Annotated in this window: 38 protein-coding genes; 17 read left to right on the top strand and 21 right to left on the bottom strand. The window is 66.9% G+C overall.

What is annotated here, in order from left to right:
- Window positions 1-36: 36 nt before the first annotated feature.
- The 9 genes from G3M57_RS09025 to G3M57_RS08985 form a co-directional block, all read right to left on the bottom strand.
- Window positions 37-1,005: a DUF5309 domain-containing protein gene (locus G3M57_RS09025; RefSeq protein WP_163230071.1), complete on the bottom strand. Its 969-nt coding sequence runs from the start codon at window positions 1,003-1,005 to the stop codon at window positions 37-39.
- A gap of 14 nt (window positions 1,006-1,019) precedes the next feature.
- Entirely contained in the window at window positions 1,020-1,997 is a 978-nt protein-coding gene (locus G3M57_RS09020; protein ID WP_163230069.1) for a hypothetical protein, read from the bottom strand.
- 15 nt (window positions 1,998-2,012) lie between these two features.
- Entirely contained in the window at window positions 2,013-2,261 is a 249-nt protein-coding gene (locus tag G3M57_RS09015; RefSeq protein ID WP_163230068.1) for a hypothetical protein, read from the bottom strand.
- Window positions 2,258-4,414, bottom strand: a complete 2,157-nt coding sequence (locus G3M57_RS09010; RefSeq protein ID WP_163230066.1) for a portal protein — start codon at window positions 4,412-4,414, stop codon at window positions 2,258-2,260. The genes G3M57_RS09015 and G3M57_RS09010 overlap by 4 nt, the downstream gene beginning before the upstream one ends.
- Window positions 4,415-4,521: 107 nt before the next feature.
- The gene (locus tag G3M57_RS09005) at window positions 4,522-6,006 is read right to left on the bottom strand and encodes a hypothetical protein (protein ID WP_163230064.1); all 1,485 of its coding nucleotides are present in this window, start codon (window positions 6,004-6,006) and stop codon (window positions 4,522-4,524) included.
- On the bottom strand, window positions 6,003-6,320 hold the full coding sequence (locus tag G3M57_RS09000; RefSeq protein ID WP_163230062.1) for a hypothetical protein: 318 nt from the start codon (window positions 6,318-6,320) through the stop codon (window positions 6,003-6,005). The genes G3M57_RS09005 and G3M57_RS09000 overlap by 4 nt, the downstream gene beginning before the upstream one ends.
- Window positions 6,317-6,850 carry a methyltransferase domain-containing protein gene (locus tag G3M57_RS08995; RefSeq protein ID WP_163230060.1) on the bottom strand — a complete coding sequence of 178 codons (534 nt, stop codon included), beginning with the start codon at window positions 6,848-6,850 and terminating at the stop codon, window positions 6,317-6,319. Before G3M57_RS08995 ends, G3M57_RS09000 begins: the two co-directional genes overlap by 4 nt.
- Window positions 6,850-8,334 carry a terminase large subunit gene (locus G3M57_RS08990; RefSeq protein WP_163230058.1) on the bottom strand — a complete coding sequence of 495 codons (1,485 nt, stop codon included), beginning with the start codon at window positions 8,332-8,334 and terminating at the stop codon, window positions 6,850-6,852. Before G3M57_RS08990 ends, G3M57_RS08995 begins: the two co-directional genes overlap by 1 nt.
- Window positions 8,306-8,926, bottom strand: coding sequence for a terminase small subunit (locus G3M57_RS08985; RefSeq protein ID WP_163230056.1), 621 nt, complete (start codon window positions 8,924-8,926; stop codon window positions 8,306-8,308). Before G3M57_RS08985 ends, G3M57_RS08990 begins: the two co-directional genes overlap by 29 nt.
- 84 nt (window positions 8,927-9,010) lie before the next feature.
- Between G3M57_RS08985 and G3M57_RS08980 the strand changes: the two genes are divergently transcribed.
- Window positions 9,011-9,211, top strand: a complete 201-nt coding sequence (locus G3M57_RS08980) for a hypothetical protein (RefSeq protein ID WP_163230054.1) — start codon at window positions 9,011-9,013, stop codon at window positions 9,209-9,211.
- A gap of 1 nt (window position 9,212) precedes the next feature.
- Here the strand turns inward: G3M57_RS08980 and G3M57_RS08975 are convergent, their stop codons facing one another.
- The 9 genes from G3M57_RS08975 to G3M57_RS08935 all read right to left on the bottom strand — a co-directional run bounded on the left by G3M57_RS08975 (window position 9,213) and on the right by G3M57_RS08935 (window position 13,327).
- On the bottom strand, window positions 9,213-9,650 hold the full coding sequence (locus tag G3M57_RS08975) for a hypothetical protein (protein ID WP_163230052.1): 438 nt from the start codon (window positions 9,648-9,650) through the stop codon (window positions 9,213-9,215).
- Entirely contained in the window at window positions 9,650-9,898 is a 249-nt protein-coding gene (locus G3M57_RS08970; RefSeq protein WP_163230050.1) for an Acb2/Tad1 domain-containing protein, read from the bottom strand. The genes G3M57_RS08975 and G3M57_RS08970 overlap by 1 nt, the downstream gene beginning before the upstream one ends.
- A gap of 2 nt (window positions 9,899-9,900) precedes the next feature.
- Window positions 9,901-10,170, bottom strand: coding sequence for a hypothetical protein (locus G3M57_RS08965; protein ID WP_163230048.1), 270 nt, complete (start codon window positions 10,168-10,170; stop codon window positions 9,901-9,903).
- Window positions 10,167-10,868 (bottom strand): DUF3164 family protein, encoded by a 702-nt coding sequence (locus G3M57_RS08960; RefSeq protein WP_163230046.1) that lies wholly within the window; start codon window positions 10,866-10,868, stop codon window positions 10,167-10,169. The genes G3M57_RS08965 and G3M57_RS08960 overlap by 4 nt, the downstream gene beginning before the upstream one ends.
- Entirely contained in the window at window positions 10,852-11,058 is a 207-nt protein-coding gene (locus tag G3M57_RS08955; RefSeq protein WP_163230031.1) for a hypothetical protein, read from the bottom strand. The genes G3M57_RS08960 and G3M57_RS08955 overlap by 17 nt, the downstream gene beginning before the upstream one ends.
- A complete protein-coding gene (locus G3M57_RS08950) occupies window positions 11,055-11,249 on the bottom strand; it encodes a hypothetical protein (protein ID WP_163230029.1) in 195 nt (64 codons plus the stop codon). The genes G3M57_RS08955 and G3M57_RS08950 overlap by 4 nt, the downstream gene beginning before the upstream one ends.
- Window positions 11,246-12,262, bottom strand: coding sequence for a tyrosine-type recombinase/integrase (locus G3M57_RS08945; RefSeq protein WP_163230027.1), 1,017 nt, complete (start codon window positions 12,260-12,262; stop codon window positions 11,246-11,248). Before G3M57_RS08945 ends, G3M57_RS08950 begins: the two co-directional genes overlap by 4 nt.
- A 282-nt stretch (window positions 12,263-12,544) precedes the next feature.
- Complete coding sequence (locus tag G3M57_RS08940; RefSeq protein ID WP_163230025.1) at window positions 12,545-12,691, bottom strand: hypothetical protein; 147 nt, start codon at window positions 12,689-12,691, stop codon at window positions 12,545-12,547.
- A gap of 105 nt (window positions 12,692-12,796) precedes the next feature.
- A complete protein-coding gene (locus tag G3M57_RS08935) occupies window positions 12,797-13,327 on the bottom strand; it encodes a hypothetical protein (RefSeq protein WP_163230023.1) in 531 nt (176 codons plus the stop codon).
- 334 nt (window positions 13,328-13,661) lie between these two features.
- Here G3M57_RS08935 and G3M57_RS08930 point away from each other — a divergent pair, with 334 nt between their 5' ends.
- The gene (locus G3M57_RS08930; protein ID WP_163230021.1) at window positions 13,662-13,946 is read left to right on the top strand and encodes a BrnT family toxin; all 285 of its coding nucleotides are present in this window, start codon (window positions 13,662-13,664) and stop codon (window positions 13,944-13,946) included.
- Complete coding sequence (locus G3M57_RS08925) at window positions 13,897-14,178, top strand: BrnA antitoxin family protein (RefSeq protein ID WP_163230019.1); 282 nt, start codon at window positions 13,897-13,899, stop codon at window positions 14,176-14,178. Before G3M57_RS08930 ends, G3M57_RS08925 begins: the two co-directional genes overlap by 50 nt.
- A 22-nt stretch (window positions 14,179-14,200) precedes the next feature.
- Here G3M57_RS08925 and G3M57_RS08920 read toward each other — a convergent pair whose 3' ends face one another.
- Window positions 14,201-14,497, bottom strand: a complete 297-nt coding sequence (locus G3M57_RS08920) for a helix-turn-helix domain-containing protein (RefSeq protein ID WP_163230017.1) — start codon at window positions 14,495-14,497, stop codon at window positions 14,201-14,203.
- Window positions 14,498-14,906: 409 nt separating this feature from the next.
- On the bottom strand, window positions 14,907-15,608 hold the full coding sequence (locus G3M57_RS08915) for a hypothetical protein (RefSeq protein WP_163230015.1): 702 nt from the start codon (window positions 15,606-15,608) through the stop codon (window positions 14,907-14,909).
- 818 nt (window positions 15,609-16,426) lie between these two features.
- Here G3M57_RS08915 and G3M57_RS08910 point away from each other — a divergent pair.
- On the top strand, window positions 16,427-16,735 hold the full coding sequence (locus G3M57_RS08910; protein ID WP_163230013.1) for a hypothetical protein: 309 nt from the start codon (window positions 16,427-16,429) through the stop codon (window positions 16,733-16,735).
- 106 nt (window positions 16,736-16,841) lie between these two features.
- Here the strand turns inward: G3M57_RS08910 and G3M57_RS08905 are convergent, their stop codons facing one another.
- Window positions 16,842-17,066, bottom strand: coding sequence for a hypothetical protein (locus G3M57_RS08905; protein ID WP_163230011.1), 225 nt, complete (start codon window positions 17,064-17,066; stop codon window positions 16,842-16,844).
- 104 nt (window positions 17,067-17,170) lie between these two features.
- Between G3M57_RS08905 and G3M57_RS08900 the strand changes: the two genes are divergently transcribed.
- The 13 genes from G3M57_RS08900 to G3M57_RS08835 all read left to right on the top strand — a co-directional run bounded on the left by G3M57_RS08900 (window position 17,171) and on the right by G3M57_RS08835 (window position 22,152).
- Complete coding sequence (locus tag G3M57_RS08900) at window positions 17,171-17,434, top strand: hypothetical protein (protein WP_163230009.1); 264 nt, start codon at window positions 17,171-17,173, stop codon at window positions 17,432-17,434.
- A gap of 1,061 nt (window positions 17,435-18,495) precedes the next feature.
- Window positions 18,496-18,744: a hypothetical protein gene (locus tag G3M57_RS08890; RefSeq protein WP_163230005.1), complete on the top strand. Its 249-nt coding sequence runs from the start codon at window positions 18,496-18,498 to the stop codon at window positions 18,742-18,744.
- Entirely contained in the window at window positions 18,745-18,945 is a 201-nt protein-coding gene (locus G3M57_RS08885; RefSeq protein WP_163230003.1) for a hypothetical protein, read from the top strand.
- Window positions 18,935-19,078 carry a hypothetical protein gene (locus G3M57_RS08880; protein WP_163230001.1) on the top strand — a complete coding sequence of 48 codons (144 nt, stop codon included), beginning with the start codon at window positions 18,935-18,937 and terminating at the stop codon, window positions 19,076-19,078. The genes G3M57_RS08885 and G3M57_RS08880 overlap by 11 nt, the downstream gene beginning before the upstream one ends.
- Window positions 19,079-19,498 (top strand): helix-turn-helix domain-containing protein, encoded by a 420-nt coding sequence (locus G3M57_RS08875; protein WP_163230000.1) that lies wholly within the window; start codon window positions 19,079-19,081, stop codon window positions 19,496-19,498.
- Between the two features lies 1 nt (window position 19,499).
- Window positions 19,500-19,730, top strand: coding sequence for a hypothetical protein (locus G3M57_RS08870; RefSeq protein ID WP_163229998.1), 231 nt, complete (start codon window positions 19,500-19,502; stop codon window positions 19,728-19,730).
- A complete protein-coding gene (locus G3M57_RS08865; RefSeq protein ID WP_163229996.1) occupies window positions 19,727-20,014 on the top strand; it encodes a hypothetical protein in 288 nt (95 codons plus the stop codon). Before G3M57_RS08870 ends, G3M57_RS08865 begins: the two co-directional genes overlap by 4 nt.
- 2 nt (window positions 20,015-20,016) lie before the next feature.
- Entirely contained in the window at window positions 20,017-20,526 is a 510-nt protein-coding gene (locus G3M57_RS08860) for a DUF3850 domain-containing protein (protein ID WP_163229994.1), read from the top strand.
- Window positions 20,526-20,774, top strand: coding sequence for a hypothetical protein (locus G3M57_RS08855; RefSeq protein WP_163229992.1), 249 nt, complete (start codon window positions 20,526-20,528; stop codon window positions 20,772-20,774). Before G3M57_RS08860 ends, G3M57_RS08855 begins: the two co-directional genes overlap by 1 nt.
- Entirely contained in the window at window positions 20,764-21,243 is a 480-nt protein-coding gene (locus G3M57_RS08850; RefSeq protein WP_163229990.1) for a hypothetical protein, read from the top strand. Before G3M57_RS08855 ends, G3M57_RS08850 begins: the two co-directional genes overlap by 11 nt.
- Window positions 21,243-21,662, top strand: a complete 420-nt coding sequence (locus G3M57_RS08845; protein ID WP_163229988.1) for a hypothetical protein — start codon at window positions 21,243-21,245, stop codon at window positions 21,660-21,662. Before G3M57_RS08850 ends, G3M57_RS08845 begins: the two co-directional genes overlap by 1 nt.
- Window positions 21,659-21,859: a hypothetical protein gene (locus tag G3M57_RS08840; protein WP_163229986.1), complete on the top strand. Its 201-nt coding sequence runs from the start codon at window positions 21,659-21,661 to the stop codon at window positions 21,857-21,859. Before G3M57_RS08845 ends, G3M57_RS08840 begins: the two co-directional genes overlap by 4 nt.
- Window positions 21,856-22,152 carry a hypothetical protein gene (locus G3M57_RS08835; protein ID WP_163229984.1) on the top strand — a complete coding sequence of 99 codons (297 nt, stop codon included), beginning with the start codon at window positions 21,856-21,858 and terminating at the stop codon, window positions 22,150-22,152. Before G3M57_RS08840 ends, G3M57_RS08835 begins: the two co-directional genes overlap by 4 nt.

The following is a 22,152-nucleotide window of genomic DNA, read 5'->3' as shown; positions in this document are numbered from 1 at the left end:
CGCCCTTTCGCGAGGTTCAGAGGTGGTGGTAGGCGATTAGGTGGTCTGCAGGTCCCGGGCGACCGCGTGGGCCGCTTCGTTGTCGACCTGCAGGCCGTACTCGGTGAGGATGTGGTACTTGCTGGCGTCGCCCGACTTAGCCAGCTCCTCGGTGAAGAACGGGCGCAGGACGCCGAGCTTGGCGTAGTCCGGATCCATCAGGTAGGCCCGATCCTCCGGCATGAACCGGTTGGGAACGACCTCCACGTCGCCGAAGTCGGAGACGTAGATGTCCGCGGCGCCGACAATGGTGGCCTGGCCCTTGCCGGCGTCCTTGCGGATCTCGGCGATGCCGGTGAAGCCCGACGTCCGCTGCTTGTTCACCGGGCCGACCATCAGCAGCTTGGTCTGACCGCCGGAGGTCCACTGCTTCTTGATGATGTTCTTCAGGATGTTCTCGCTGAAGGCGCGGATATTGCCGGCGGTCGCCACCGTGCGGGCGGTGATCGGGGTGGCCGTATAGGCGTAGTCACCCGTGGCGCCGTTGCCGTTGTCGGTGTTGGTCACCAGCCAGCTGTCGAAGGCGGCCGTCTTGCGGGCCGTGGTGGAGCCGCCGGTGACGGCCACCTGGCTGGAGGTGATCGTCGCCTCCATGTCCCGCTTCAGCTCCTTGCCCTTCTTGGCCATCTGGTAGGCCATTTCGGACTTGCGACCGGCCTTATCGACCGCTTCGAGGGTCCCGGTGATGGTCCAGGGCTTCTCGGAGATCTGGGTGACGTTCGCGACCCGGGTGGTCGGGTTGGTGACGTCGGCGGTGCTGTCGCCGCCTTCCAGGATGGCGTTCGTGGTCGAGGCTGCCGCCAGGCTGTCGGTCTGCCAGTCGAACTGGACGGCCTTGACCGGGCGCTTGCCGATGTTCGAGAGCATCGGGGTCTCGACGGGCGAGATGTTGAAGATGGTGTTGGACAGGTCCTCGCGGATGCCCTTGGCGGCATAGGTCGAGAACGCGTTGGTAGCGATGGCCATCGAATGGCCCTTTCCTAGTCTGGGATGAGGTGCATGAAGACGGACGCGGCGTCATCGACGCGGCCCGTCTTGGCGAGGCGTTGCTTCGCTCGCGTGCTCTCGGTCACAGCCGAGGTCCTGGTTTGCGCCGTACCCGGCCGGGCCGTCCTGACAGCTTCAACCTTGGCTTGGGTCTGAGGCTTCTTGGCCTGGAGCGCGCGGTAGGCCGCGGCGTCCTTGGCCATGATGAACAGGCGGTGATCGAGGATCTCGTTGAGGTCCGTGTCGGCGTAGCCGATGGCCTTGGCGTAATCGGTGATCTTGGACATGTCCGCTTGGGCGACCTTGGGATCCTTCCAGGCCGGGATGGCCTCCAGGAGTTTCCCCATGGCCTCCTTGGCGGTCGTTTCCCTGGTCGCCAGCTCTTCGCGAGCCTCTTCCGCCTCGAGCCGCTGGCGTTCAGCCTTGGCGGCGCGGGCGATTTCCTCGCGCTGCATGCGATCGGCGATCCGGGCGGCGTATTCGCCCGGGTTGCTCATGCGCAGCGCTTCAAGGTCTTCGGTGTCTTCCGGCTCCGCCAGACGCGCCTCCAGGGCCGTCAGCAGTTCCTTGGTCCGCTTGCGTTCCCCCGAGACCTCGGCCTTCTGCTGGTCCTCGAACGCTTTGCGATCGGCGGCCAGGGCCTGGGTCTTGCGGGTGTAGTCCGCTTCCCGCTGGTAGCCCCGCAGCGCCTCGTCGAGCGTGACCTGGACGTCCTGGCCGTCGATCTTGACGGTGAAGACTTCAGGTTGCTCGCCGTCGTCGCCGTCGGGATCTTCCTCCGGGTTTTCGGGCTCTTCCGGCTCGTCGGCGGCGGCCTGGTCGGCCCCGTCATCCTCGCCGGGCTGAAGGATCTCTCCTTCCAACACCTCTCCCGCGTCGCTGTCACCGTCGCCGGCTAGCATGCGTTCGAAGGTTTCGGCGGCTTGCGCCTCCGTGATCCCAGTGCTCTCAGGCGTGCTGGAAATGGTCATGTATGGTCCTGGGGTTTAGCGCCGGCGCTCGGCCTGGCGCTCGGCTACGGTCAGATCCGTGTCCCAGCTCTTCAGCTTGGTCCGGATGGACTGAAGGGCTCGGATTTCCCCCCAGATCTCTTCGCGCAGGCTGACGGCGCCCGGCGCGGTCCCCCTGCATTGGGCCATCAGGCCGGCCTCGATCGCGTCGAGCGCCTCCTGCAGCGTCTCATCGCCGAGCAGCGCCCGGGCGCGCAGGGCGCGGCTGCGTTGTTCTTCGGTCATCCGGGCTCACCACCTGGTTGGACGTCGGAATAGGCGTCGGTGTTGATGTCGTCGTCCGCCGGCGGCCGGATGGCGGCGGGCAGCAGGTCGAGACCCAGCTTGGCGGCGACCTCGCGGCGCTTGAGCTCCATTTCCGAGACCAGGAGCCGTTCCTTCAGCTCCAGCTCGCGCCGGTTCGTCTCCTCCTCGATCGCCAGGCGCCCGTCCATCTCGCGGACGGCCAGCTCGTGCTTGCGGGCGGCCTCCTGCTCCTGGAGCGCGGCGTTCGCGGCCGCTTGCGCCTGGGCCAGCTCGTGGGCCTGGCTGGCCTTCAGCTGCTCCAGCTGGCCTTGCTGCTGCACCTTGACCAGGTTGGGATCGGGCGGAGGCGGCTGCGGCGCCGCCGGCGGCGCGTCCTTGGGGTCCTTGAAGAAGGCGTCGGGGTTCTTGAAGCCCGCCAGCTGCAGGAACTTGCTGAGCGTGTAGTGGTACTCGTCCAGGCCCACCATCGGGTTGTCGGGCTTGGTGAGCAGGATCTGTTCCTGCTTCTGCAGGACCAGGGTCAGGACCTGGGCCCGCTCCTGGTCGGTCCCGCCGCCGATGCCGACGTTGGGGATGACGTCCATGTCCGAACGCCAGCCGCGCGGATCCATCGGGACGAACTTCTTGCCCGTCAGCTGGACCATGCGCGTCTGGCGCTGGTTCTCGACGACCAGGCGCAGGATCCCGCGGAACATCCGGACCATGCCGGTTTCGGCGAAGATCCGGGCGATCAGCTCGATGTGCTGCTGCGCCTGGCCAAACTGGCCGGCGGCGGCCGTGGCCGTGGTGTTCTGCAGGGCCTGCGGATCGAGGCCCAGGGCGACGCGCGACATGCCCGTCCGCGCTTCCTTGATCTGGTCCATGTAGTTCATGGCCTGGAAGGCCGAGGGCGAGACGTCCGGAGCGACGATGGGCTGGACCGCCGTCACGTCGTCGGAGCGGATGATCGCGCCGATCTCGGTGTTCATGGCGTCGGCGACGACGTTCTCGCCGCCCTGCTTCTCGCTAACGACCGTGCGGGGGTTGATCGCCAGCGACAGGCTGTCCAGGGCCGAGCGCAGCAGCGACGACTTCACGCGCTGGACGTCCATGGTCTTGTCGGCCGTCGACTGGCCGAAGAAGGTGTGCGGCTCCGGATCCGGGCAGAAGTCCGCGAAGTTGCGGCTCTCGGTGTGCTCCCAGTGCACGATGTTGCAGGTGGGGCCGATCGTGCAGACCTTCACCAGCTCGGCGATGCCATCGCCGTCGGTGTCCACCATCGGGTAGCTCTCGATGTAGAGCACCAGGCGGCTGGCCTCGTCGGGATTGGCCGTGGAGCCGACCGACAGGCTGTAGGGGTTCCGGTTGAGCCGCTCTGGCGTGTAGGCCAGCTCGTCGCCCTGCTCGGAGGCCTCGAGCACCTCGTCCTTGTCGTAGCCCATGGCGACCAGGTCGGAGACGGTCTTCATGGTCCGGTGCGCGACGAAGGTGGCGTCGTCGATCGAGCGCGCGTTGCGATCGATCAGGAACTCCTCGGGCGGCACCGCGCAGACCCGGACGCGATCGCGCTTGCGGGTCAGCTTGACTGTGACCGACAGCAGGTTGTCGGCGTCCTGCTCGGAGTCGACCAGGTCGGCCTTCTCGGCGCCGGCCAGGTCCTCCAGGAGGAGGGTCAACGCCTCGTCGGTCAGGCCCGAGTAACGAGCGGTCCGGACCTCCTCGGAATCGTCCCACCACCATTTGGTCAGGCCGGTCTTGCGGACCAGGGCGTCCTTGAAGACCGCCGTCAGGATCAGGAAGCCAGGGTTGTCGCGCGTGAAGATGTAGTTGACGTAGTCGGTGGCCTGCTCGGCCATCTCCACGTCCTCTTCCCCGTGCGGAACGAACTCAACGACCTTGTCGGGCCCGAAGAAGATCCGCATCAGGCTGGGCATGATCGCGCTGACGGTGTCGTGCACGTCGCGGCTGATCGCCTGGGAACGCCCCTCCTCCTCATCGCCGAACGGCGCGCCCCGGTAGTATTCCGAGGCCTCGTTGCGGTCCTTGGCCAGCTGGCTGTCGATGTAGGACTTGGAGTCCTCGATCTCGGCCGCGACGATCGCCTGGAGATCCAGGAGGCTGATCGCCTTCGGGTCTTTGGTGTTAGCGGCCATCCGGCCTCCGGGCATGAAAAAGCCCGCCGGAGCGGGCTGAACGCAGGCTCATGTGGCCGCGCTGACTGTCGTGAAGTGGGTTGGAGCGACCCTTCAGAGGGGCCGCATCACCAGGCGGTGACCGTGCCCTTGACCCGCATCTCGTGCGGCTCGGCATCCTTGACGTAGAGCTGCGCGCCGGCGTCGCACCAGTAGGCGTACTGGCTGTTGGGCCCGCGCAGCCTTAGGCCCTGGGCGTAACCGACCGCGGTCTCGTACATCCCGAACAGGGTCGGGATAATGCTCGCGCCCAGCCAGCGATCGCCCACGTCAGTGTCCAGGACGGTGTAGGCGACGAAGGTGTCCGACGCGCCGATCGAGCGCACCATGCCGCCGGCCGACAGCCGCACAGCGCCGCCGATCAGCGCGGTTCCGCTGTTCAGCTCGTGCGCCGTCCCCATGTTGCAGGAGGCGAACCCGGAGGCGTAAAGGCCCAGCCCCGCGCCAGTGGGATTGATGCAGATCAGGCCACATACGGCGGCGTTGGAGAAACGCTGGTTGTGGCAGTTAGCGTAGTCGGTGGCCAAGCCGCCGATGTCGTCGTTGTAGCTCAGCACCAGGCCGTGGAAGCTCTCGACGCCCCAGCCCCGGAAGGAGTAGCGCATCTCAACATTGGTCGCGAGGACCAGGTGCTTCACGGCGCCCAAGGTCGACGGGGCGATGTCGATCGCGCCGCTGCCGAAGCTGACGGAGGTGCCGCCGCCGCCGTAGAAGCGGAACAGCGAGCCGTCCTCCGAGCCGAAGTAGATGTTGACGTTCGAGGTGCAGAGGAAGTTCGGGATCTCCCGCATCACCCACAGGTTCGTGGTCGTCGGCTGCGACCCATCATGCATGTGGATCGTGAGCGTCGTACCGATCAGGCAATAGGAGCCGGGCGTCTGGCGAACCCGGCTGACCGTCGTGAGACGCTGCAGACGGGGAAGGTTGTTCTGCGCATCCGGCTGGCCGAGCCGCCAGACGGCCTGCTGGACGTTCGCGACGGCTTGATCGCAGGTGTAGGTGTTGGTGCTCGACCCGTCGTCTGTGGTCGTGAACGTGCCGTCCGTGACGGTGCAGATCACGTCGTTGCCGTAGGCCATGACGGCCACGTCAACGGTCGGTCCGGACGTGCCCGAAGCGCCGGCCGGCCCGAGGGTCCGATTGTAGTGCGTGACCGAGCTGGGCGTGCGGCCCTTGACGTAGAGCTTCGCCGGCAGGCCGGCCGCGTTAATCACCGTCCAGGCCTTGGACCAGCTCTGATACGGGGTGGCCAGCGTCCCGTTGCCGGTCGTGTCGTTGCCCAGGTCGATGTCGATATAGATCGTCGTGCCCGGGGCGGACCGCGCCGTCGACATGCTGTCGAAGATCTGTTCAGCCGTCTTAGAGCCCGAGATCTTCGTGCGGTCCGGGTAGAGCAGAGCGTAGAATTCGCCCAGATCGAAGCCGTTGCGGTACTTGTCCCAGGTCGACGGCCAGATGACATGCTTGCTGCCGTGCGGACGGCCGTCGATTTCTCGTCTCTTCGCCAGCCCGAGCGCCGCGGCGCCTTCGATCAGCTGGTCCAGGAAACTCATTGCTTCACCCACTGGGGGGCGGCGGCCACGGATCCCGAGGCGTAGTTCAGGAACGTCTTCACGTAGGCGAGCGTCTCGCCCGCGATCACCGGCGCGTCGGCGACCATCGTGACCGTGCCGTTCGTCTTGCGGATCGAGGTCAGGTTGCCCGAGGCGTCGTAGTAGAACACCGACTTCAGGCTATCGAATGTAGCCGGCAAAGCCGCGCCGGCGCTGTCGAGTTCGCCCGTGGTCCTGGTGGGCAGCGGATTGGCGAAGCTGACGTCCGTGACGCCCAAGCCATCAGCGTTGAGGTAGGTGGTGGGGGAACTCATCGGTCGGCCTCGGGATGTCGGGAGGGTTTGACGGCCGTCAGCACGAACTTCAGGCTCTCGCCGTCGTCCTGCGACCAGGTGACGTCGAAGTCGGCGCGATAGCGGTCGCGGTAGTCGGTCATGGCCGTGCGGCCGACCTGCTCGGCGTAGGCGGCCTGGCTCAGGAAAACCAAGGTCTCGGCCGCGATGACCCGGGTGTGGCCCGGGTCGGCCCAGGCCCACACCGAGCGCCAGCTGGGGCAGGAGGCGCAGAGCACGCCGCCGGGCTCAAGGATCCGCCAGAACTCGGCGAACTGGTCGAAGAAGAAGCGCCAGTCGCCTTGGCGGCCGGTGTGCTCGAGCACCTCCGAGGCGTGGATCTCCGAGAACTGGTTGTCGGCGAACGGCAGCGGCAGGACCTCCAGGTCATGCAGCACGTCCGGACGGGCCCGCGGATCGATGTCCAGGGTCACCAGGTCGGTCCAGGCCTCGTTGCCGGGCTGGTAGCAGACCTTGTCGCGGCGATTGCCGGCGCCGATGAGGAGTTCCATCACACGATCCCCCGGATGTTGCGTTTCAGCGGGCCCGACGAGGCCTTGCGAGGATCCGGAGCGACCGCGCCGGTGCGGAAGGCGTCGGCGTCGTGCGACGCCCAGTCGTGGCGCGGGTAGGACTTCCAGACGCCCAGTTTGTCGTCCCAGTCCTTGCGGTAGGAGCGCAGCGCCTTCAGGCCCTCCGCGCACTTCTCGCGGTCGAACCAGCAGCGCGGCAGCAGGTCGCGAACGGCCTGGATCCCGTCCAGGATCTCCAGCTTCGGCGCGACCTCCCACGGCCGGATACCAAGCGTCTCGGCGGTTTCCTTCCGAGACTTGCCGGTCCCCAGCTCGCGGACCTCCAGATCGTGCGGGCCGATGTGGCGGCCGTAGGCGTAGCCGCGCTTGTTCAGCTCGGCCGCGTAGTGCGCCAGGCCCTCGCCGTTGTTGGAGTAGTGGTCGATGACCCGCACTTCCATCATGTGGCGCTGGACGAACCATATCGACATGTTGTCGTTCATGCCCAGGTCCCACCAGGTCTCCACCGGGAGCCTGGAGTCGTAGGGCACGCGGCCGATCCGGCCTTCGAGCTCGGCCCGGGCCATCTGTTCGCCGTAGTAGGCGCCCTCGATGGCCGCCTCGAAAGCTTCCTTCGGCGTCGAAGGAAACTCGCGCTTCATGTCCGCGCCCTGGACCTCGGCCTTCTTGGCGTACCAGGCGCACTGGCCCGGGCGCAGCTGGGCGCCGATCTCGGCCTCCAGCTCGTCGAAGTACTTGACCAGGGCCGGCTCGATCTCGACGCCGGCGGGGTCGATTTCGTAGGCCGGCTCGCGCCACCAGCTGAAGAAGTGGAACTTCCAGTCCAGGGGCGTCAGGGGCGTACCCATTCGCGCCTTGGATTGGGCCAGCTGGCACATCTCATAGAACTTGCCCTCCTGCCCTTCGGCGGTGCTCTCGATGAAGGCGATCTGGCCGGCCTGGATGGTGTTCAGGGCCCCGGTGACGATCTCGCGGGCCTTGTCGGGCGTCTTGGCGCAGATCTTCCCGAACTCGGAGATGTGCAGGAACTGCAGCGTGCCGCCGCGAAGCGACGTGCCCACCCGGATCAGACTGTTGTTCGTCAGCTCCAGCTCGGTGGCGTTGGAGCGCTTGATCGCCGAGGCGCCCTTAATCCGGTCGGGCAGGTTGTCGTATGGGAACTTGATCTTGTCCCGGAAGATGGCCTCGGCGTCGGGCCTGGTCTGGGCGATGACCCCGCACCGGGTGTCCGGGTAGAACACCGCCATGTCCAGCATGTAGATCTGGATGAAGGTGGTGAAGCCCAATTGGCGGGCCTTCAAGATGATGTTGAGGAAATGCAGCTCCTGGAGCAGCTGCTCCTGGGCCCAGTTCATCTTGAAGAGGACGCGGACGCCGTCCTTGTCCGTGATCCAGTAGAGGTTGTTCAGCCGCCATGCTTGCGACTGGAAGGCCTCAAGAACCTGGGCGGGGACGGCCGCCACTGGCGATCAGCTCCATAAGGCTGGTGAAGGGGCTGTTGCCGTCTGGATCGGTCAGCTCGACCTTCACCGGCTTGAACATGCCCAGGTGGCGGCCCAGATCGACCAGGGCGGCGCGCTTGTCGTGCACCTTCACGCTCACGCCTTGGGCGGTCTGCTTGATCTCCGAGATCGCCGCGGCGGCGTCGTCGTGGATCTCGTCGCTACCGAGGAGATGGACCAGGGACACCTTGCGGGCCCGCTTGAGGGCGCCGCCGTGCGGCTGCTCCTCCCGGGCTTCCTCGACCTGGTCGCCGCCGGCGTCGCCTCCGTCATCGTCGACCGTGACCGTCTCCCATCGCAGGATGTCGCGGATGTCGCTGAAGCCGATCTTGGCCAGCTCGGCGACGACGCGGTCCGCCGTGATCTCGGTTCGCTTGGCCCGTTCGGCCATCGCGGCCTCGATCGCGGCCTTGATGTCAGGTTTTCTCAGGTTCTCTTCGCCGATCGACGCGGCCGTCCTGGCGCTGTAGCCGGCGCGAATGGCGGCCTGGGTAGCGTTCAGGTCGACCAGGTACTCGCGCACGAAGGCCGCCTGCTTGGGCGTCAGGCTCATTCGTCAGCGCTCCGGATCAGGGCCCCTCGACATCCCGATGGACTCGATTTGGGATGCTTGGCTCAGCAGGAAGGAAGACAAGCCATGACCAAGTTCGTCGGCTTCGAGCTCAATTACGGTAGCCTGGCGCGGGTCAACCCGGCGGCCGTGAGCTTCATGCAAGAAGCAGGAAAAGACGAAACCCACATCCACCTAATCGGCGGCGGCTCGTTACAGGTCAAAGGCGACATCGACACGGTCGAGCGAGTGCTAGGGGCCGTGTCGAACGACTCCAGGAGAACCTGAGCTAGCCTACCTTCCGACGCGTGGCGCCGGCGGCCTTCATCTCCGGCGGCGCGACCGTGTCGAGCCAGGCCTGGTACAGGCCTTGGAAGATGCACTGGACGGCGTAGGCCTCGAATTCGATCGAGGGCCAGCGCTCGCCCATCTTCTCACGGACCTGTTGCCAGACGTGGGTGGCCTCGTGGGCCAGCAGGCCGGCCACGCCAACCCGGGTTTGGTGCTTGGTGGCCGGGCCCAGGGTGACCAGGCAAGTGACCTGGCCCTTGTGGCTGTAGGTGGTGCAGCAGGCGGCGTGGGCAGGATAGGGATCGCCCTTCGCGCCCAGCTTCCTGACCGCCCGCTTCCAGGCCGCCTCGGAGGGGCAGAAGCCGTAGAAGACGGGTTGCCAGCCGCGGTCGCACCAAACGACGCGGCCGGCGACGTCGGTCGGGGCCTTGGTCACTAGGAGGTCAGTTCCTTGACGGTCCACATCACCGCCTCTTCCAGCGCGGTGAGACCCAGCGAGCGATAGCGGCCCGGCTTGACCAGGTCGAACAGCGCTTCCATCTCGACGGCCTTGGCCTTGATGGCGTCGTGGAGGGACTTTTTCTCGTCGGTCAGGGCTCGGTAAGTGGCCCGGAACCGGGAGACGGCCGCGCCAAGCTGTGGAGCCTGGTGCCCGTCGGGCGTGCCTTCGAGGGGATGCGCCATCGTCAGGCCAGGAGCTCGGCCAAGCGCTCGGCGACCCGGCCGGCACGATCGGCCTCGGCGTCGTAGGTGTCGCTCGCCTCGGCTTCCTTCAGCGCCCGGGTGATCAGGTCGTTGTGGCGCTGCTGGGCGGCCTTGGCCTTGGCGCGGTTGTGCTCGATCACGGCCGAGGCCCGATCGGCGGCCCGGTGGAGGTCCGCCAGCGCGCCGGCGACAGTCGTCGGCGTGAAGAAGAGGCCCAGCACGTCGGCCAGGCTCGGGATGTTGGGTTTCACGAAGGCTCCTTGGAGCTGCTGAGTGGGGCCGGGGCCGCCGGCGGCGGCATCTTGGCGTTGGCCAGGTCGAGAGCGACGCCGATCCAGTGATCATCGGACCCGACGCGTTCGGCGAAGCGGATGTAGCGCTTACTGCCCTCGACCCGGATCGAGTCCCGGATGGCGTCCATGCCGCGCATCCACTTGGCATCGGTGATGTTGAGACTCAGCAGCGACAGCAGGGCGCCGCGGTTGATCTGGCCGGCCTTGTTGGTCCTGAAGGCGTTCTCGACAAGGGCGACCAGCTCGGAGCGGCTTTCCGCGCCCCAGTCCAGGACGCATTCGGTGATCAGATCGCGGGCGACCTGCAGCTCGTCGCCGAACGAGATCTGGTCGGCGACCTGGACGAGGATCCGGAGCTTGCCGTCGTAGGTCGAAAGGCTCTGGTTGCCCTTCGAGCCGCGGGGCGTGGTCTTGTACTTGTCCCAGAGCAGGCCGTTGCGGGCGTCGACCGCATCGAAAGCGGCGGCCTTGAACTCGCCCAGGGCCTTGGCCAGGGCCTCGGCCCGGGCGTGAAACTCGCGCACCAGCTGGTCATCGAGGAGATCCATCTCCTTGACCTGGTCGACGGGGGTCAGCGAGCCGTCGGCCTTGACCATGTAGCGGCGGCCGTTGGCCTCCTCGACGCCCGGCGGCAGCTGTTCAGAACCCTCGGCCATCGGGCGCCCTCCAGGTGGTCGTCGGCTTGTCGATCGGCCGCTTGCGCAGCCGGCCGGCCAGGCGCCGCAGTCGGCGCTCGAGTTCGTCCTTCAGGACGTGGAATTGTTCGGGCTCGAGGCGATCGCGGGTCCAGCGCTGGAGCATGTCGGCGCAGGCGTCGACCTCCTTGGCGTGATCCTGCAGGCTCACCGGCGGATCCTCGACCAGGTCCTGCGGATCCGGCGCGAGATCTCGCCCAGGATCAGGACCGGGCGAACCCACCATTTCAGCTTCGGCTGTGACAGCTCGCGGACGTCGAAGCCCAGGGCGCACATGCGGGCCAGCTGGTCATCGTTGGCCGCTTCGTAGAGGCGGCGCAGCTGGGCGACGTCGGCGGTCACAGGCCGGTCTTCCGCGCCGCTGACTTCTTGAAGCGCTCGGCCTCCTCGACGTAGCCCATCGTCGTGTTGACGTCCTTGTGCCTGGCGTGGCGCATGAGCTGGTCTCCGGAAGCCCCGCCCAGGGCGGCGCTGGTGAGGAAGCCTCGGCGGAGGCTGTGGCCGGCGAACTGGGAGGGATCGAAGCCGGCGCGGCTGACCGCGCGCTTGACGATCCGGACCATGGCCTTCTCGCCGATCGGCGAGCGCAGGATGTTGTCGTGCTTGTCGATGTGCAGCCAGAGCGCGCCGTCGCGGATCTTGGCCAGGGAGATCCACGCCTGCAGGGCGGCCACGGGACACACCGATTTGCCGAACGGGATCGCCACCACGGCGCCCCTCCCCTCCTGGTCGCCTTTCGTGCGGCCCAGGTGGAGTTCGACGCCGTCGCTCACGAAGACGACGCGATGTTCACCGCCGATCGGGCCGTCGACCGCCAGCTGGGCCAGCTCGTCGCGCCGCAGCGCGCCGGAGAAGCCCAGCAGCAGGAGCGCCCGATCGCGAACGCCGGCGTTGCCGGCCGGCAGGCGTTTGAGAACCGTCTTCAGGTCCTCGGTGCGCAGCGCGCGTTTCTTGCGGGGCGGCCGGCCGTGCTGGCGGCGGATCCCCGCCCAGACGCGGTCCAGATCCGGATGCGCCGGCGCAACAATTCCCGATTCCGTGTGCGACCAGCGGATGGCCGCGAGATGCTTCGCCAGCGTCGACGTCGCGAGCGTGGCGGCGCGCGCGGTCAGATACAAGGCGACGTGGGCCGGGTCCGCCGGAAGCGGGGCGACGTCGACGCTGGCGCACCAGGCCTGCCATTCCCTCAGAGCGCTTTCGTATGCGCGCCGCGTGCTCGGCGACGTCGCCGCATGGGCGTAGTCGCGAAGAGGTTTGGCCAGGCTGGCGAACGGGACGCAGTCAGACGCCGCGACCGTGGCGATCGCGTTGTCGGACATACGATTCCTGTGTTTCTCAGGGTCCGAGAACCACAATTCCTGGACCCTGGAAGCCGCCCGATCGGGCGGCGAAAAGTGGTGGGCGCCGGCGGCCGTGCTGACGAGAATCGTCGCGTTTTCCAGCCCTCACCTAAGTGACCGGCCGCCGGCTCGCATCGTGATCGAGGACCAGGTCACAAGCGATCGCGACGCGGGGCGCTTGGTCTAGCTCGGGGGGGCCCATATCCGCCGAGCGATCCGGTTTCGGGGTGATGAAACCGGCAAAGGCAGCGCGCACGAAAAAGGGCCCGTGGATCCACGGGCCCTGTTTCGATGTCGCTATTGGGTGGTCAGCTGGCGCGCCGGCGTCGACCAGGTGCGGGCGGTCGACGGGGCGGCGGCGGCCGGCCGCGCCGAGGCGGCGGCGATCGGCGCGTTGAGCGCAGCCGCGCGCGAACGCAGCTTTTCAAGCACGTTGGGGCTCATGGCGATGTCCGGGCATGAAAAAACCCCGGCCAATCGGCTCGGGGCGGGAGGAGCTGGGCGCACCTCTGATCAAGAGCCGCGAACCTATCCATCTTAGGTAAAATGTCAACGTGGCGGCTTGGTCCAGTGCTGGACCAGGATCTGCAGGGCGATGCGAAGCCCATTTTCGATCTCCTCGGCCTCGCGCTGGACGGTCGTGACGTCGCGCGCCTTGTCGCCGCGGCCGCAAATGACGTCGCAGGCCGCGATCATGCCGGCGTGGAAGCCCAGCGCCGCCCGTGCGGCGCCCAGTTCCTGGATCGCTTCCAGCTTCCAGGCCGCGGCCGTCGCATCGATCTTGCCTGGAAAGGTCGGTGTCCCCGTGCCGCGCACCCCGTCGGTGTCCAGGCACGACTTGATCAGGGCGTCGCCCTCGAGCAGCGAGATCCGGACCAGCGAGCCGTAGCGGAGGCCAGCTTGAAACTCGCCGTTGGAGATCCGGCCCTTGCTGCGCAGCCATTCCAGGCCGGTTTGGGTGAGCTTGGCGGCCGCCGGCCGCGACCTCGGCGCCGACCTGGTGGCCTCGGACAGAGTCGTCCGGGCTAGCGAAATCGTCCTCGCCCGATGTGCCCGCCGTTTGTCCGCCACTGAGGCCATGGAACACTCCTAGAACACAGTTCAACCTAAGCCATGCGGCAGAGCGTCGCAATGTACGGTGACGGTTGACCGGGTGCACCATTGCACCCGTGCACAACTGGACATTTGAACAGGTGCACACGCCAGGATCGGTCGCGGGGCGGTCCGCCTGCGGCGCTAGGTCGCGCCATTTTTTGTAACGACAAAAAACTTGCAACTCAGATTTTTTGGCGTTACATTAATTCATCGCCAGCCGGTCCCCCCGGGCCGGGAAGAAGAGAGAAACACCGGAGACAACCATGACGCAGATCGCGAAAGGCAGATTCACTGCCTACAAACCAATAGGACTCCGAAAATGGACTACGAGTGGGATGAAGAGAAGCGCTCAGTAACTTTACGCGAGCGGGGATTAGACTTCGCGCGAGCACATAAAGTGTTCGCGGGGTTGAACGTGCAGACGGAGGATGACCGACACGACTATGGTGAAGTCCGTTATATCACGACAGGGCGGTACGGCCGATTTGTTGTGATCATCGTTTGGACCCCCCGAGGCGAAGCACGTCGCCGCATCATCTCGATGAGGAAGTGCGATGCAGAGGAAAGAGCAGACTATTACGCCCAAGTGGATCGATCCGGATGACGCTCCCAAGCTGACCCGTGAAGTGTTCGAGCGAAGCGAAGTTCGAGACGGCGAACGGGTCATCAGAGCGGCCACCGGCACGCTAACGAAACGGGGCCGCCCCAAGGCGGAAACTCCGAAAAAGCAGGTCACCATGCGGCTCGATCAAGCAGTGATCGATAGGCTGCAGGAAGAAGGACCGGGTTGGCAAACCCGGGCCAATGAGATCCTGAAGAAGGCGGTAGGCGCTTAGCCTGCCGCCTTTTTCGCGTCGACTAGAGCAGGTCGAGCGACGTCTCCAGGGCGCGGGCCAGGAATCGCATCGTCAGGAACGAGCCCTGCTTTCCGCCACGCACCTCCAGCTCGGACAGGTGGCCCTGGGTGACGCCGCCGGCCGCCGCGAGCTGGGCCTGGGTCATGCCGCGATAGCGGCGCCAAGCGCGCAGAGGCGTGGCGCCGGCGCGGATCAAGGCGACGACCTCCGCCGGCCGGGTCCGCTTGGCGCGAAAGGCCAGCAGCTCCTCGTATTCGGCGCGGGAGATGACGACCTGGTCGTCGGCGGGTTCGGTCATGCGGTCAGTCTGGGCTGTTTGCGATCCGGATGACAAACAGAATATCGCGATAGCGATTTTCCGGGCCGCCGCGCTCGCCCCGTCGGGAGGCAGACCGCGCCCCGGCCGGCCGGGTTTCCTGGCCCTGGCGCCCTCCCCCGCGCCCCGCTAGGGCCTTTCCGGGGCCCACGAGGTCGGCCGGCGCTCTCAAAACCCAAACCCAAGCTCTTCCCCGAAGAGCCCCGCGGCGGCTCCGCCGGCAGGGTCGCGGCCAGGGGGTAGCGGTCGGACCGCTCGGGGGTCCTGCAGAACCTGGCTCCGAGCCAGGGTTCGTGTAACGGGTCTCAATAATGTTGCGCGCGGTGCGCGCTCCTTTTCCCTTAATCCTCCCTCTTCGCCGCAGATCTATGAATGGACCGGGGGAATCTCCCTAGGTTCTGAAATCGCGCTTGTTGATCCCCTGCTCTATCTTGGCCAAGGCCGCGCCCAGGGTGGATTTGCCTGTGTCCTCGGTGAGGTGGACGTCTCTGGTGAGGATTGCCGCTTTCGCGGCGTGGTCATGGTCATCCGGCACCGGCGGGCGCGCCTGCCGGGGCCCCAGGCCGATCAGGGCGGCCAGGCGCTGGGGCAGGCTCACCCGGTAGGCGTTGGGCGCCTGCTCCACCTGGGGCTCAGCCTTGCCGTCGGCCCCTTCGATGCGCTTGAACCGGCGCAAGCGCTCTAGGATCTTGGCGTCCTCCAGCCGCTGCAGTGATGCGGCGATCGTGGCGCGGCCGCGGCCGGTCTTCTTGCCGATCGCTGCATAGGTCGGCTCCAGCCGGCCGGTGCGCCAATCCATGAACCCGAAGATCAGGGCCTCCAGGATCTGCACATCGATGTCGGTCAGCTCGCCGCGGCGACGGCCTTTCGACCTGGTGGCCATGCTCACCTTCGCGAAGCGCTCGGCCGCCCGCATGATCTTGGCGGCCAGGTCCTTGGTGATCGCCCTGAAGAAGCGCTCGCCCGCCTCGTAGGGCAGGCTCCGCGCCAGGACTCTCTGGTTGGTCCGGCCGTCGACCTTCTTGGGCCAGGCGGGCTTTTCCGGGGCGCCACTGAACGGCCTCAGATCGATCTCATAGGGCACGTCCGTCATTGACGCCCCCCGAGCTGATGATCGGGGGCGCTGGGGCCCAGGCGTGACTCATCGAGGCGATGGGCCAGGGGGTCGGGCGCGCTGTCGCGGGCGGCGTCATGCCGCCCAACGGACAGGGCGCGCCGCGCATTGCTCATGCGTGACACGGCGGGATCTCCGCTGAGATCCCGGCAACGCGATCCGGCCGGCCACGCACACGGGTTCGCTCTCTACCGGCGGCGCGCGCGAACACCCATGTGACGGGCGCAAGGGATCACGGCCGGCGTTGCAGGTGCAAAGCCGGTGGCCCATGCGTCAGGCACAAAGAGTTCCGCGCGCCACTTCAGGGAGCGGCGCGTGAACGGTTGGACCGTTGACGGGATCGTTGAGAATGAAGCTGGGGGCGGCGTGGCCGGCGTCGCGGAACGACGTGGCTACGGGCGTCCGCCCTTCGCGAATTTGGGGTCAGGCGCGATCGTCGCGCTGGGTGCCCCGTCGTCCACGGTCGCGCGCCAGGCGGGCGAACAGACGGGTCCGCTGGCGGACCAGCTCAGCCGCCGCCTTAGGGTTCTGGTAACCTTTGGATCGAATCAGGAACGCGGCGCCGCGCGAGGTCCTGGTCAGCGGAGCGGTCCTGGTTGGGGCCGGTCCGTGGCGCATGGCTATGGGCCCGCCTGAAGGTTGGGTGCGACAACCGGCGGCAGTCCACGCGACCCCGATGTAACTCGCCCTTGTGCCGACACTCGCGTATCAGGCGACATCGCTCTGCAAAGCTTCGGCTTTCCGGCAAAGCGAGACCGCAATTTCAGCAAGGGACCGGTGCGTTGGACGGCAGTGGCGTGGTTGAGAAGAAGAAGCCTGGGCGCAAGGCCAGGGCCGCGGATCAGGTGCTCACCCAGGGCGACGGGGCGCTGACCCCGAACGAGCTGACCCTGTTGGCGATGGGCACCGTCCTGGTGGAGATGATGCGCGCGGTTGAGGACCTGGCCCCGGGCCGGTTCGACAGGATGCTGCAGCTGGACCGGCTGCGGCTCCAGCAGCTCGAGGCCGGCCGCGTCGATCGCGCCTTCGCGTTCGAGGACGAGATCCTGCGCAAGCGGATCGAGCTGTTCGAACGCGGCCAGGACCGGCCGCCGACCCAGACCTAGCGCCGTCAGCTGCGCCCGGCCGGTCTCATGGGGGGACCCGGCCGGGCGCCTCTCCGCCACGCCAGCGACGGCCCGCGCGGAAAGCTCGATGATGGTTGCCGGCCGATCAGTGGACACGAGGTGCATCCTCGTCGGCGGCGGCGTCCGTATAGGGCAATGCAAGCTGGATGCGAATACTGCCCAGCTGGAGCGCCTGGCCCCGCTGCAGGGACCGGTAGAGCCGTCGCTGGCTGACAGCGATCCAGATCAGGAGCACCAGGTTAGCCACCTGGACCGCGGCTGTGATCCACGGCAGGTGGTTGGCCACGATCTGGAACAAATGACCGTTCATGCCCGGCCGCCGATCGGGGCGGGGCGATCCCCGCCGACCCGCTGGCGCGAATCGACGGGGCGCCTCTTCGTGGGAGTTGCGAGACAACCCACGGAGAAAGAGAGATGGCCGACGAAGGTGGCCGTTCGGCGCGCGAGCTCGAGGCGCGCGTCCGCGCGCTGGAGAGCCTGGTCTGCGATCTGGGCTGGATCATTCATGATCTCGCCCCCGGCCGAGTCCAAACAATCCAGAAAGACTACGAAGCCCTCGCAGGATGTATTGAGCGAGGGGATCACTATTCGGATCTATCTCCCGACCTTGCGCATCCTGAACAGACCGCCGAGACGTTTCGGCGCTGTGCTGCGCTGTTGGAGCAGATGCTGCGTTGATCGAAGGGCCACCGTCGAACTGAACGGTCGTGAAGACATCCGTGCCCCGAGACCGCCGACGCAGAGCGGCCAGGCGCCGGCGTATCTCGTTGCGGCTGAGCCGAGCCGTTGTCATGCGTGGCCGCCGATCGTCGACGGACGATCTTGGATCGATCGAGGTTCGGCGGGACCCGCCTGTCTGGCAGCGAAGCGCCTGAGGAGGGCGGCGTCCTCGGCGTCGACCAGCGACAAGGCCGGGACCTGGCCCTTCGACCATTCCTCAATCTGGAGTCCAAGCCGGATCGGGCAAGACTGCTTTCCGCCCTCGATGTCGCTGAGGTAACCTTTGGACCGATATCCAAGCGCCCGCGCGACTGCGAGCTGCGACAATCCCTGCTGTTTGCGAAACGACTCTAGCGACATAGTTTGCGAGTGTTCGTATTATACGAACACAACGTCAAGGCGCCTTGATCGTACTGGGTGGAACGACGCAAGCCTTCTGCAGGGGCCATCCTTGCGTATGGCCCGCCGCAAAATGACCCCACCAACCGAGCTTTCCCATCGCTGGTACTTGGCCGAATGGGCCAAAGCTGTCGGGAAGATCCAAGCAGACGCACAGCGCGAACTTGGATGGCCTAAGGCCACAGCGAGTGACCTCTGGCGCGGCCGACAGAGGTATAATCAAGAGCTCGTTGATCAGGTGTCTAATTGGCTGAATGTACGGCCGTACGAACTACTATTGCCGCCCAACGAGGCGCTCGCGCTGCGAGATATGAGAAAGTCGGCTCAGCAGATCGCGAGCGCAGAAGTCCACGAGATCGATTTCCTCCCGCCAGTGCGCCCTGTTCAGCGGCGACGGACTGGTAGGGCCTCTTAGTCACCACCTCAGACTCCCCGATACTGGAATTCGTCCAGGCCGAACGGCGCGTTCGTAATTTCCGAACATCGCTATTGACGTGTTGTTCGGTTTCTACGAACGTATGCGTGTCCACTCGGGGCGGCGCACAGCCCTGCAAACGACGGCGGCCTCCCTAGTTCGCCGTCGGCCGCCTCGGGTGGACTCCCAGCGACGGAGTTCACCCATGACGGAATTTGCCATCCACCCCCCGCCTCCGGAAATGGTCGCGGAGGTTCTGATCTCGACCCTGGACGCCTTCACGCGCGCCGAGCTGGCCGCGGAACGTACGCCCTGCAAGACCACCTTCCTGGCCGCCACCCGGGCCGAGAGCGTGTTGTTCGATGTCTGCCTGCAGGTGGGCATGCCCTTCGACGAGCCCAGCATCGTCGAATGGGCCTCCGCCCAGGCCTGCGGCTTCCTGGTGGCCGCCTAGATGGCCGCCTCTCATCGCGCGCCCGTCGCCGCCAATGACGCCGGGCCCAAGCTCCGCCGGCAGGTCTACTGCCCGCCCGCGCCGGTCGACGGCCTGGTCTATCGGACCTTCCGCCAGACCTTCTGGGGTGCTCGCTACCCCGTCCTGGTCGAGCCGCCCCTCCCGGCCGGCCCTCCGGAGATCCCCATCGATGATTACTGAGATCCCGCCCGGCCGGCGGCAGGCGTCGCGTATTCGCGTCCGGCTGATCCTGGTCCTAGCCAACCTGGCCATGATCGGCGGCTTCGCCGGCGCGGCCGTCCTCGTCCTTCGCTACCTCTACAGGAGCCTCTAGATGGCCTCGGCCGACGAACACCAGCCGCACCAGGTCGACCTCCACGTCGGCCGCATGATCCGTATGCGCCGCCGGCACCTGAATATCAGTCAGGAGAAGCTCGCCGACGCCCTGGGCCTGACCTTCCAGCAGGTGCAGAAGTACGAGCGGGGCTCCAACCGCGTCAGCGCGTCCAAGCTCTATGAGATCGCGCGGTTCCTGAAGACGACGCCGGCGTCCTTCTACGAGGGCCTGCCGGCCGACGACTATGCCGAGGCCGCCACCCCTCCGGAGCTGCTCGATCTCCTGGGCCAGTACGGCGGGTTCGAGATCGCCCAACTGTTCATCCAGTTGCGGTCTGATCAGCGCACCAACGTCATCCGGATCGCTCAAGCCATCCTGGACGCGACTGCGCTCCCGCCCGAGGCGATCGCCGCCTGAAATGACCGGGCCGCCGCTCGACCTGGTGCTGCTGCTGCAGCTGCTGACCGCTTGCGAGCGCGAAGCCGATGTAGCCAGCCCGGGCGAGCGGATGGCCTCGGCCGAGGCCCTGCAGATGGAGCTCTGGCGTCAGCGCCGGGCGATCATCGGGGCCCTGGCCAAGACCCGCCGGCCGCCGCGGCCGGCCAACGCCAACCACGTCGACGACGAGCAGCCGGGATTGTTCCGATGAGCCTCAGGGCCACGCCTCGCCACGCGATGATCGCCGACGGCCAGGTCCTCGCCGCACGCCTCCTCGAGGAAGGCGCGGCCGACGATGTCGCCGGCGCGATCGTCGCCGCCTTCACCCACGGCCAGGCCGTCGTCTTCAACCAGATGCGTGGCCGGCGCACCTGCCGAATCTGCGGGTGCTGGGAATACGCCGCCTGCCCTGGCCGCTGCTGGTGGGTCGATGACGACCTCTGCTCCAGCTGCGTCACCGAAACCATCACCGTCGACCCGGCCAAGGAGGCCTGAGCGTGCAGACCCGAAACGTCCACGAGCTGAAATGCTGGCCAGCGCACTTCGCGGCCATCCGGCGCGGCGATAAGCGCTTTGAGCTGCGCAAGAACGATCGGGAGTTCGCGATCGGCGACCTGGTGGTGCTGCGGGAGTTCAGCCCGGCCGACACGACCTACACAGGCCAGACCGAGGAACGAATGATCACGTTCCTCCTCAGCGAGGAGGAGTTTGGCGTCGTCCACGGCTTTGTCGCGATCGGGTTCGGCCCTCTGCCCGGGCTGGAGACGCCGCCAGGGCCGGAGGACGCGTCCACCGAGGACTTGGTGGCCTGGCACACACGGCAGGCCGATAGCGCCGCCCTGAGGGCCCAGAACGCGCGGACGATGGCCGAGGCTTACCGCCACCCCGCCAGCGGCCGCCAGGCCATGCCCGTGGCCGCTGACCGGCATGCCGCTGTTGCGGACGCCGCGGCGGCCGAGGCGCGGTTTCATGCGCGGGCCGCGGCGATCTTCGAGCGGTGCGTCTGATGGCCTGCGACTGCCTTCGCCATGTGAACAACGGCTTGGCCAAGCTCAACGCCCATGTCGCTGTCGCGCTAATGGCGCCCGGCGCCGATCCTCAGGCCCTGGTCGAAACCCATAGCCACGGCGCTGACGAGGTCGACACCCCCTATTTCCTAGTCGCCACGTTCTGTCCCTTCTGCGGCGAGCGCTACGCGACCGCGCCGCCGATCGGCGTCGACACCGCCGGCGAGGTTTCCAGCCATGTCCACTGAGATCCTCGCCACAGTTCGCGCGTTTCTGGCGACGCCGGCCGCTCAGGACGTCCTGGGTCTCGAGAGCAGCTATCTCTCCCAGATGGCTCACTTCCTGGAACGGGACGGCACCGTACCGCGGGGGCCTCCTCGACAGCAGCAGGCGGCGACGTCCGCCTGGCTTCTCGGCCTGGCGGCCGAGCACGGCGCCAGCTGGCGGCACCTGGCCATCGCCAAGATCATCGCCGCCCTGGCGCGCAACACCGAACCGGCACTCGCCAAGCACCTGGCGGAGGTTCGCAGCCGGGCGCGGGCCCTGGCCGACGCCGGCGAACTCACCAATGCCGTTGAGTCGCTCATGCGCGCGTTGATGGCCGATCCTCGAACGACCATGCCGCAGTCGCTCGAGATCCTGTTGCGGATGGACGGCCTGAAGGCGGCGCTCGCTGGGCGCGAAGCCGTGAGGAAGTGGATCGAGGTGTTCGTCTGATGGCCGCCACCCGTCGCTTCGCCGAAGACACCAAGGTTCCGGTTTCGCGCTCCCAGGACGAGGCCAAGGCCATGCTGCGGAAGATGAATGCAGACATGATCGCCGTCTACGAGGACACCGCTCGGCACGCCCTGGCCTTCACGATGGAGGGCCGGCAGTACCGGATCAGCGTCCCGCTGAAGCTCGACGCCAAGAACCGCGAGCAGGAAACGCGCCGGACCTGGCGCCTGCTGGTGCTCCTCCTCAAGTCCAAGCTGGAGGCTGTCCGGGAAGGCGCGACGACGATAGAGCGCGAATTTCTCGCCGACATGGTGCTCCCCACCGGTCAAACCGTCAGCGAATGGGTCGGCCCGCAAATGGCCTTGGCCTACGAAAAGGGTCAGATGCCGACGGCGCTGCTCCTCGAGGGGCCGCGATGATCGCCGTCCTTCAGATCGCCGGCGGGATCTGGGCCGCCGGCAGCCTCATCGTGCTGGCCATGCTCATCGCCGATCACATCGGCGGCGCTGGGGTCGACCGTTGGATGTGCTGCGTCCTGGTGGCCCTGGGCCCACTGGCGCTGGTGGCCGAAGCCTACATCCGCCTCACGGATCATGATCCAGGAGCGCCGCGATGATCACCGCCCTCCCCGACTGGCCGGCGATGATGGATCTGGAGCTGGCGCGCCACTACTGCGGCGGCCTGGGCGAGAAACCCTTCCGTGCCCTGGCGGCCGCCAACGGCGTGACGGAAGTCGACCTAGGGCCCCTACGCGGTCTGCTGTTCAAGAGGGCAGACCTTGACCGCATGATTGACAACCTGCCGACGCGCCAAGACGGTGACGCAACCGACGACCGCGCCACGACTCGGGACCCGGCCGCCGCTGCCCTGCAGAAGGTGCGCCAACGGGCCAGCGGCCGCCGGCCGTAG

Source organism: Caulobacter rhizosphaerae, assembly GCF_010977555.1.
Taxonomy (GTDB): Bacteria; Pseudomonadota; Alphaproteobacteria; order Caulobacterales; family Caulobacteraceae; genus Caulobacter; species Caulobacter rhizosphaerae.
The sequence above is the reverse complement of the archived record's forward strand: the minus strand, read 5'-3'. Positions and strand labels throughout refer to the sequence as shown.

Excerpts from the sequence above, each read along its gene's own strand:
- G3M57_RS09025 (WP_163230071.1), bottom strand. The coding sequence starts at position 1,005 with ATGGCCATCGCTACCAACGCGTTCTCGACCTATGCCGCCAAGGGCATC.
- G3M57_RS09020 (WP_163230069.1), bottom strand. The coding sequence starts at position 1,997 with ATGACCATTTCCAGCACGCCTGAGAGCACTGGGATCACGGAGGCGCAA.
- G3M57_RS09015 (WP_163230068.1), bottom strand. The coding sequence starts at position 2,261 with ATGACCGAAGAACAACGCAGCCGCGCCCTGCGCGCCCGGGCGCTGCTC.
- G3M57_RS09010 (WP_163230066.1), bottom strand. The coding sequence starts at position 4,414 with ATGGCCGCTAACACCAAAGACCCGAAGGCGATCAGCCTCCTGGATCTC.
- G3M57_RS09005 (WP_163230064.1), bottom strand. The coding sequence starts at position 6,006 with ATGAGTTTCCTGGACCAGCTGATCGAAGGCGCCGCGGCGCTCGGGCTG.
- G3M57_RS09000 (WP_163230062.1), bottom strand. The coding sequence starts at position 6,320 with ATGAGTTCCCCCACCACCTACCTCAACGCTGATGGCTTGGGCGTCACG.
- G3M57_RS08995 (WP_163230060.1), bottom strand. The coding sequence starts at position 6,850 with ATGGAACTCCTCATCGGCGCCGGCAATCGCCGCGACAAGGTCTGCTAC.
- G3M57_RS08985 (WP_163230056.1), bottom strand. The coding sequence starts at position 8,926 with ATGAGCCTGACGCCCAAGCAGGCGGCCTTCGTGCGCGAGTACCTGGTC.
- G3M57_RS08980 (WP_163230054.1), top strand. The coding sequence starts at position 9,011 with ATGACCAAGTTCGTCGGCTTCGAGCTCAATTACGGTAGCCTGGCGCGG.
- G3M57_RS08970 (WP_163230050.1), bottom strand. The coding sequence starts at position 9,898 with ATGGCGCATCCCCTCGAAGGCACGCCCGACGGGCACCAGGCTCCACAG.
- G3M57_RS08960 (WP_163230046.1), bottom strand. The coding sequence starts at position 10,868 with ATGGCCGAGGGTTCTGAACAGCTGCCGCCGGGCGTCGAGGAGGCCAAC.
- G3M57_RS08940 (WP_163230025.1), bottom strand. The coding sequence starts at position 12,691 with ATGAGCCCCAACGTGCTTGAAAAGCTGCGTTCGCGCGCGGCTGCGCTC.
- G3M57_RS08935 (WP_163230023.1), bottom strand. The coding sequence starts at position 13,327 with ATGGCCTCAGTGGCGGACAAACGGCGGGCACATCGGGCGAGGACGATT.
- G3M57_RS08930 (WP_163230021.1), top strand. The coding sequence starts at position 13,662 with ATGGACTACGAGTGGGATGAAGAGAAGCGCTCAGTAACTTTACGCGAG.
- G3M57_RS08925 (WP_163230019.1), top strand. The coding sequence starts at position 13,897 with ATGCAGAGGAAAGAGCAGACTATTACGCCCAAGTGGATCGATCCGGAT.
- G3M57_RS08920 (WP_163230017.1), bottom strand. The coding sequence starts at position 14,497 with ATGACCGAACCCGCCGACGACCAGGTCGTCATCTCCCGCGCCGAATAC.
- G3M57_RS08915 (WP_163230015.1), bottom strand. The coding sequence starts at position 15,608 with ATGACGGACGTGCCCTATGAGATCGATCTGAGGCCGTTCAGTGGCGCC.
- G3M57_RS08905 (WP_163230011.1), bottom strand. The coding sequence starts at position 17,066 with ATGAACGGTCATTTGTTCCAGATCGTGGCCAACCACCTGCCGTGGATC.
- G3M57_RS08900 (WP_163230009.1), top strand. The coding sequence starts at position 17,171 with ATGGCCGACGAAGGTGGCCGTTCGGCGCGCGAGCTCGAGGCGCGCGTC.
- G3M57_RS08890 (WP_163230005.1), top strand. The coding sequence starts at position 18,496 with ATGACGGAATTTGCCATCCACCCCCCGCCTCCGGAAATGGTCGCGGAG.
- G3M57_RS08885 (WP_163230003.1), top strand. The coding sequence starts at position 18,745 with ATGGCCGCCTCTCATCGCGCGCCCGTCGCCGCCAATGACGCCGGGCCC.
- G3M57_RS08880 (WP_163230001.1), top strand. The coding sequence starts at position 18,935 with ATGATTACTGAGATCCCGCCCGGCCGGCGGCAGGCGTCGCGTATTCGC.
- G3M57_RS08875 (WP_163230000.1), top strand. The coding sequence starts at position 19,079 with ATGGCCTCGGCCGACGAACACCAGCCGCACCAGGTCGACCTCCACGTC.
- G3M57_RS08870 (WP_163229998.1), top strand. The coding sequence starts at position 19,500 with ATGACCGGGCCGCCGCTCGACCTGGTGCTGCTGCTGCAGCTGCTGACC.
- G3M57_RS08865 (WP_163229996.1), top strand. The coding sequence starts at position 19,727 with ATGAGCCTCAGGGCCACGCCTCGCCACGCGATGATCGCCGACGGCCAG.
- G3M57_RS08855 (WP_163229992.1), top strand. The coding sequence starts at position 20,526 with ATGGCCTGCGACTGCCTTCGCCATGTGAACAACGGCTTGGCCAAGCTC.
- G3M57_RS08850 (WP_163229990.1), top strand. The coding sequence starts at position 20,764 with ATGTCCACTGAGATCCTCGCCACAGTTCGCGCGTTTCTGGCGACGCCG.
- G3M57_RS08845 (WP_163229988.1), top strand. The coding sequence starts at position 21,243 with ATGGCCGCCACCCGTCGCTTCGCCGAAGACACCAAGGTTCCGGTTTCG.
- G3M57_RS08840 (WP_163229986.1), top strand. The coding sequence starts at position 21,659 with ATGATCGCCGTCCTTCAGATCGCCGGCGGGATCTGGGCCGCCGGCAGC.
- G3M57_RS08835 (WP_163229984.1), top strand. The coding sequence starts at position 21,856 with ATGATCACCGCCCTCCCCGACTGGCCGGCGATGATGGATCTGGAGCTG.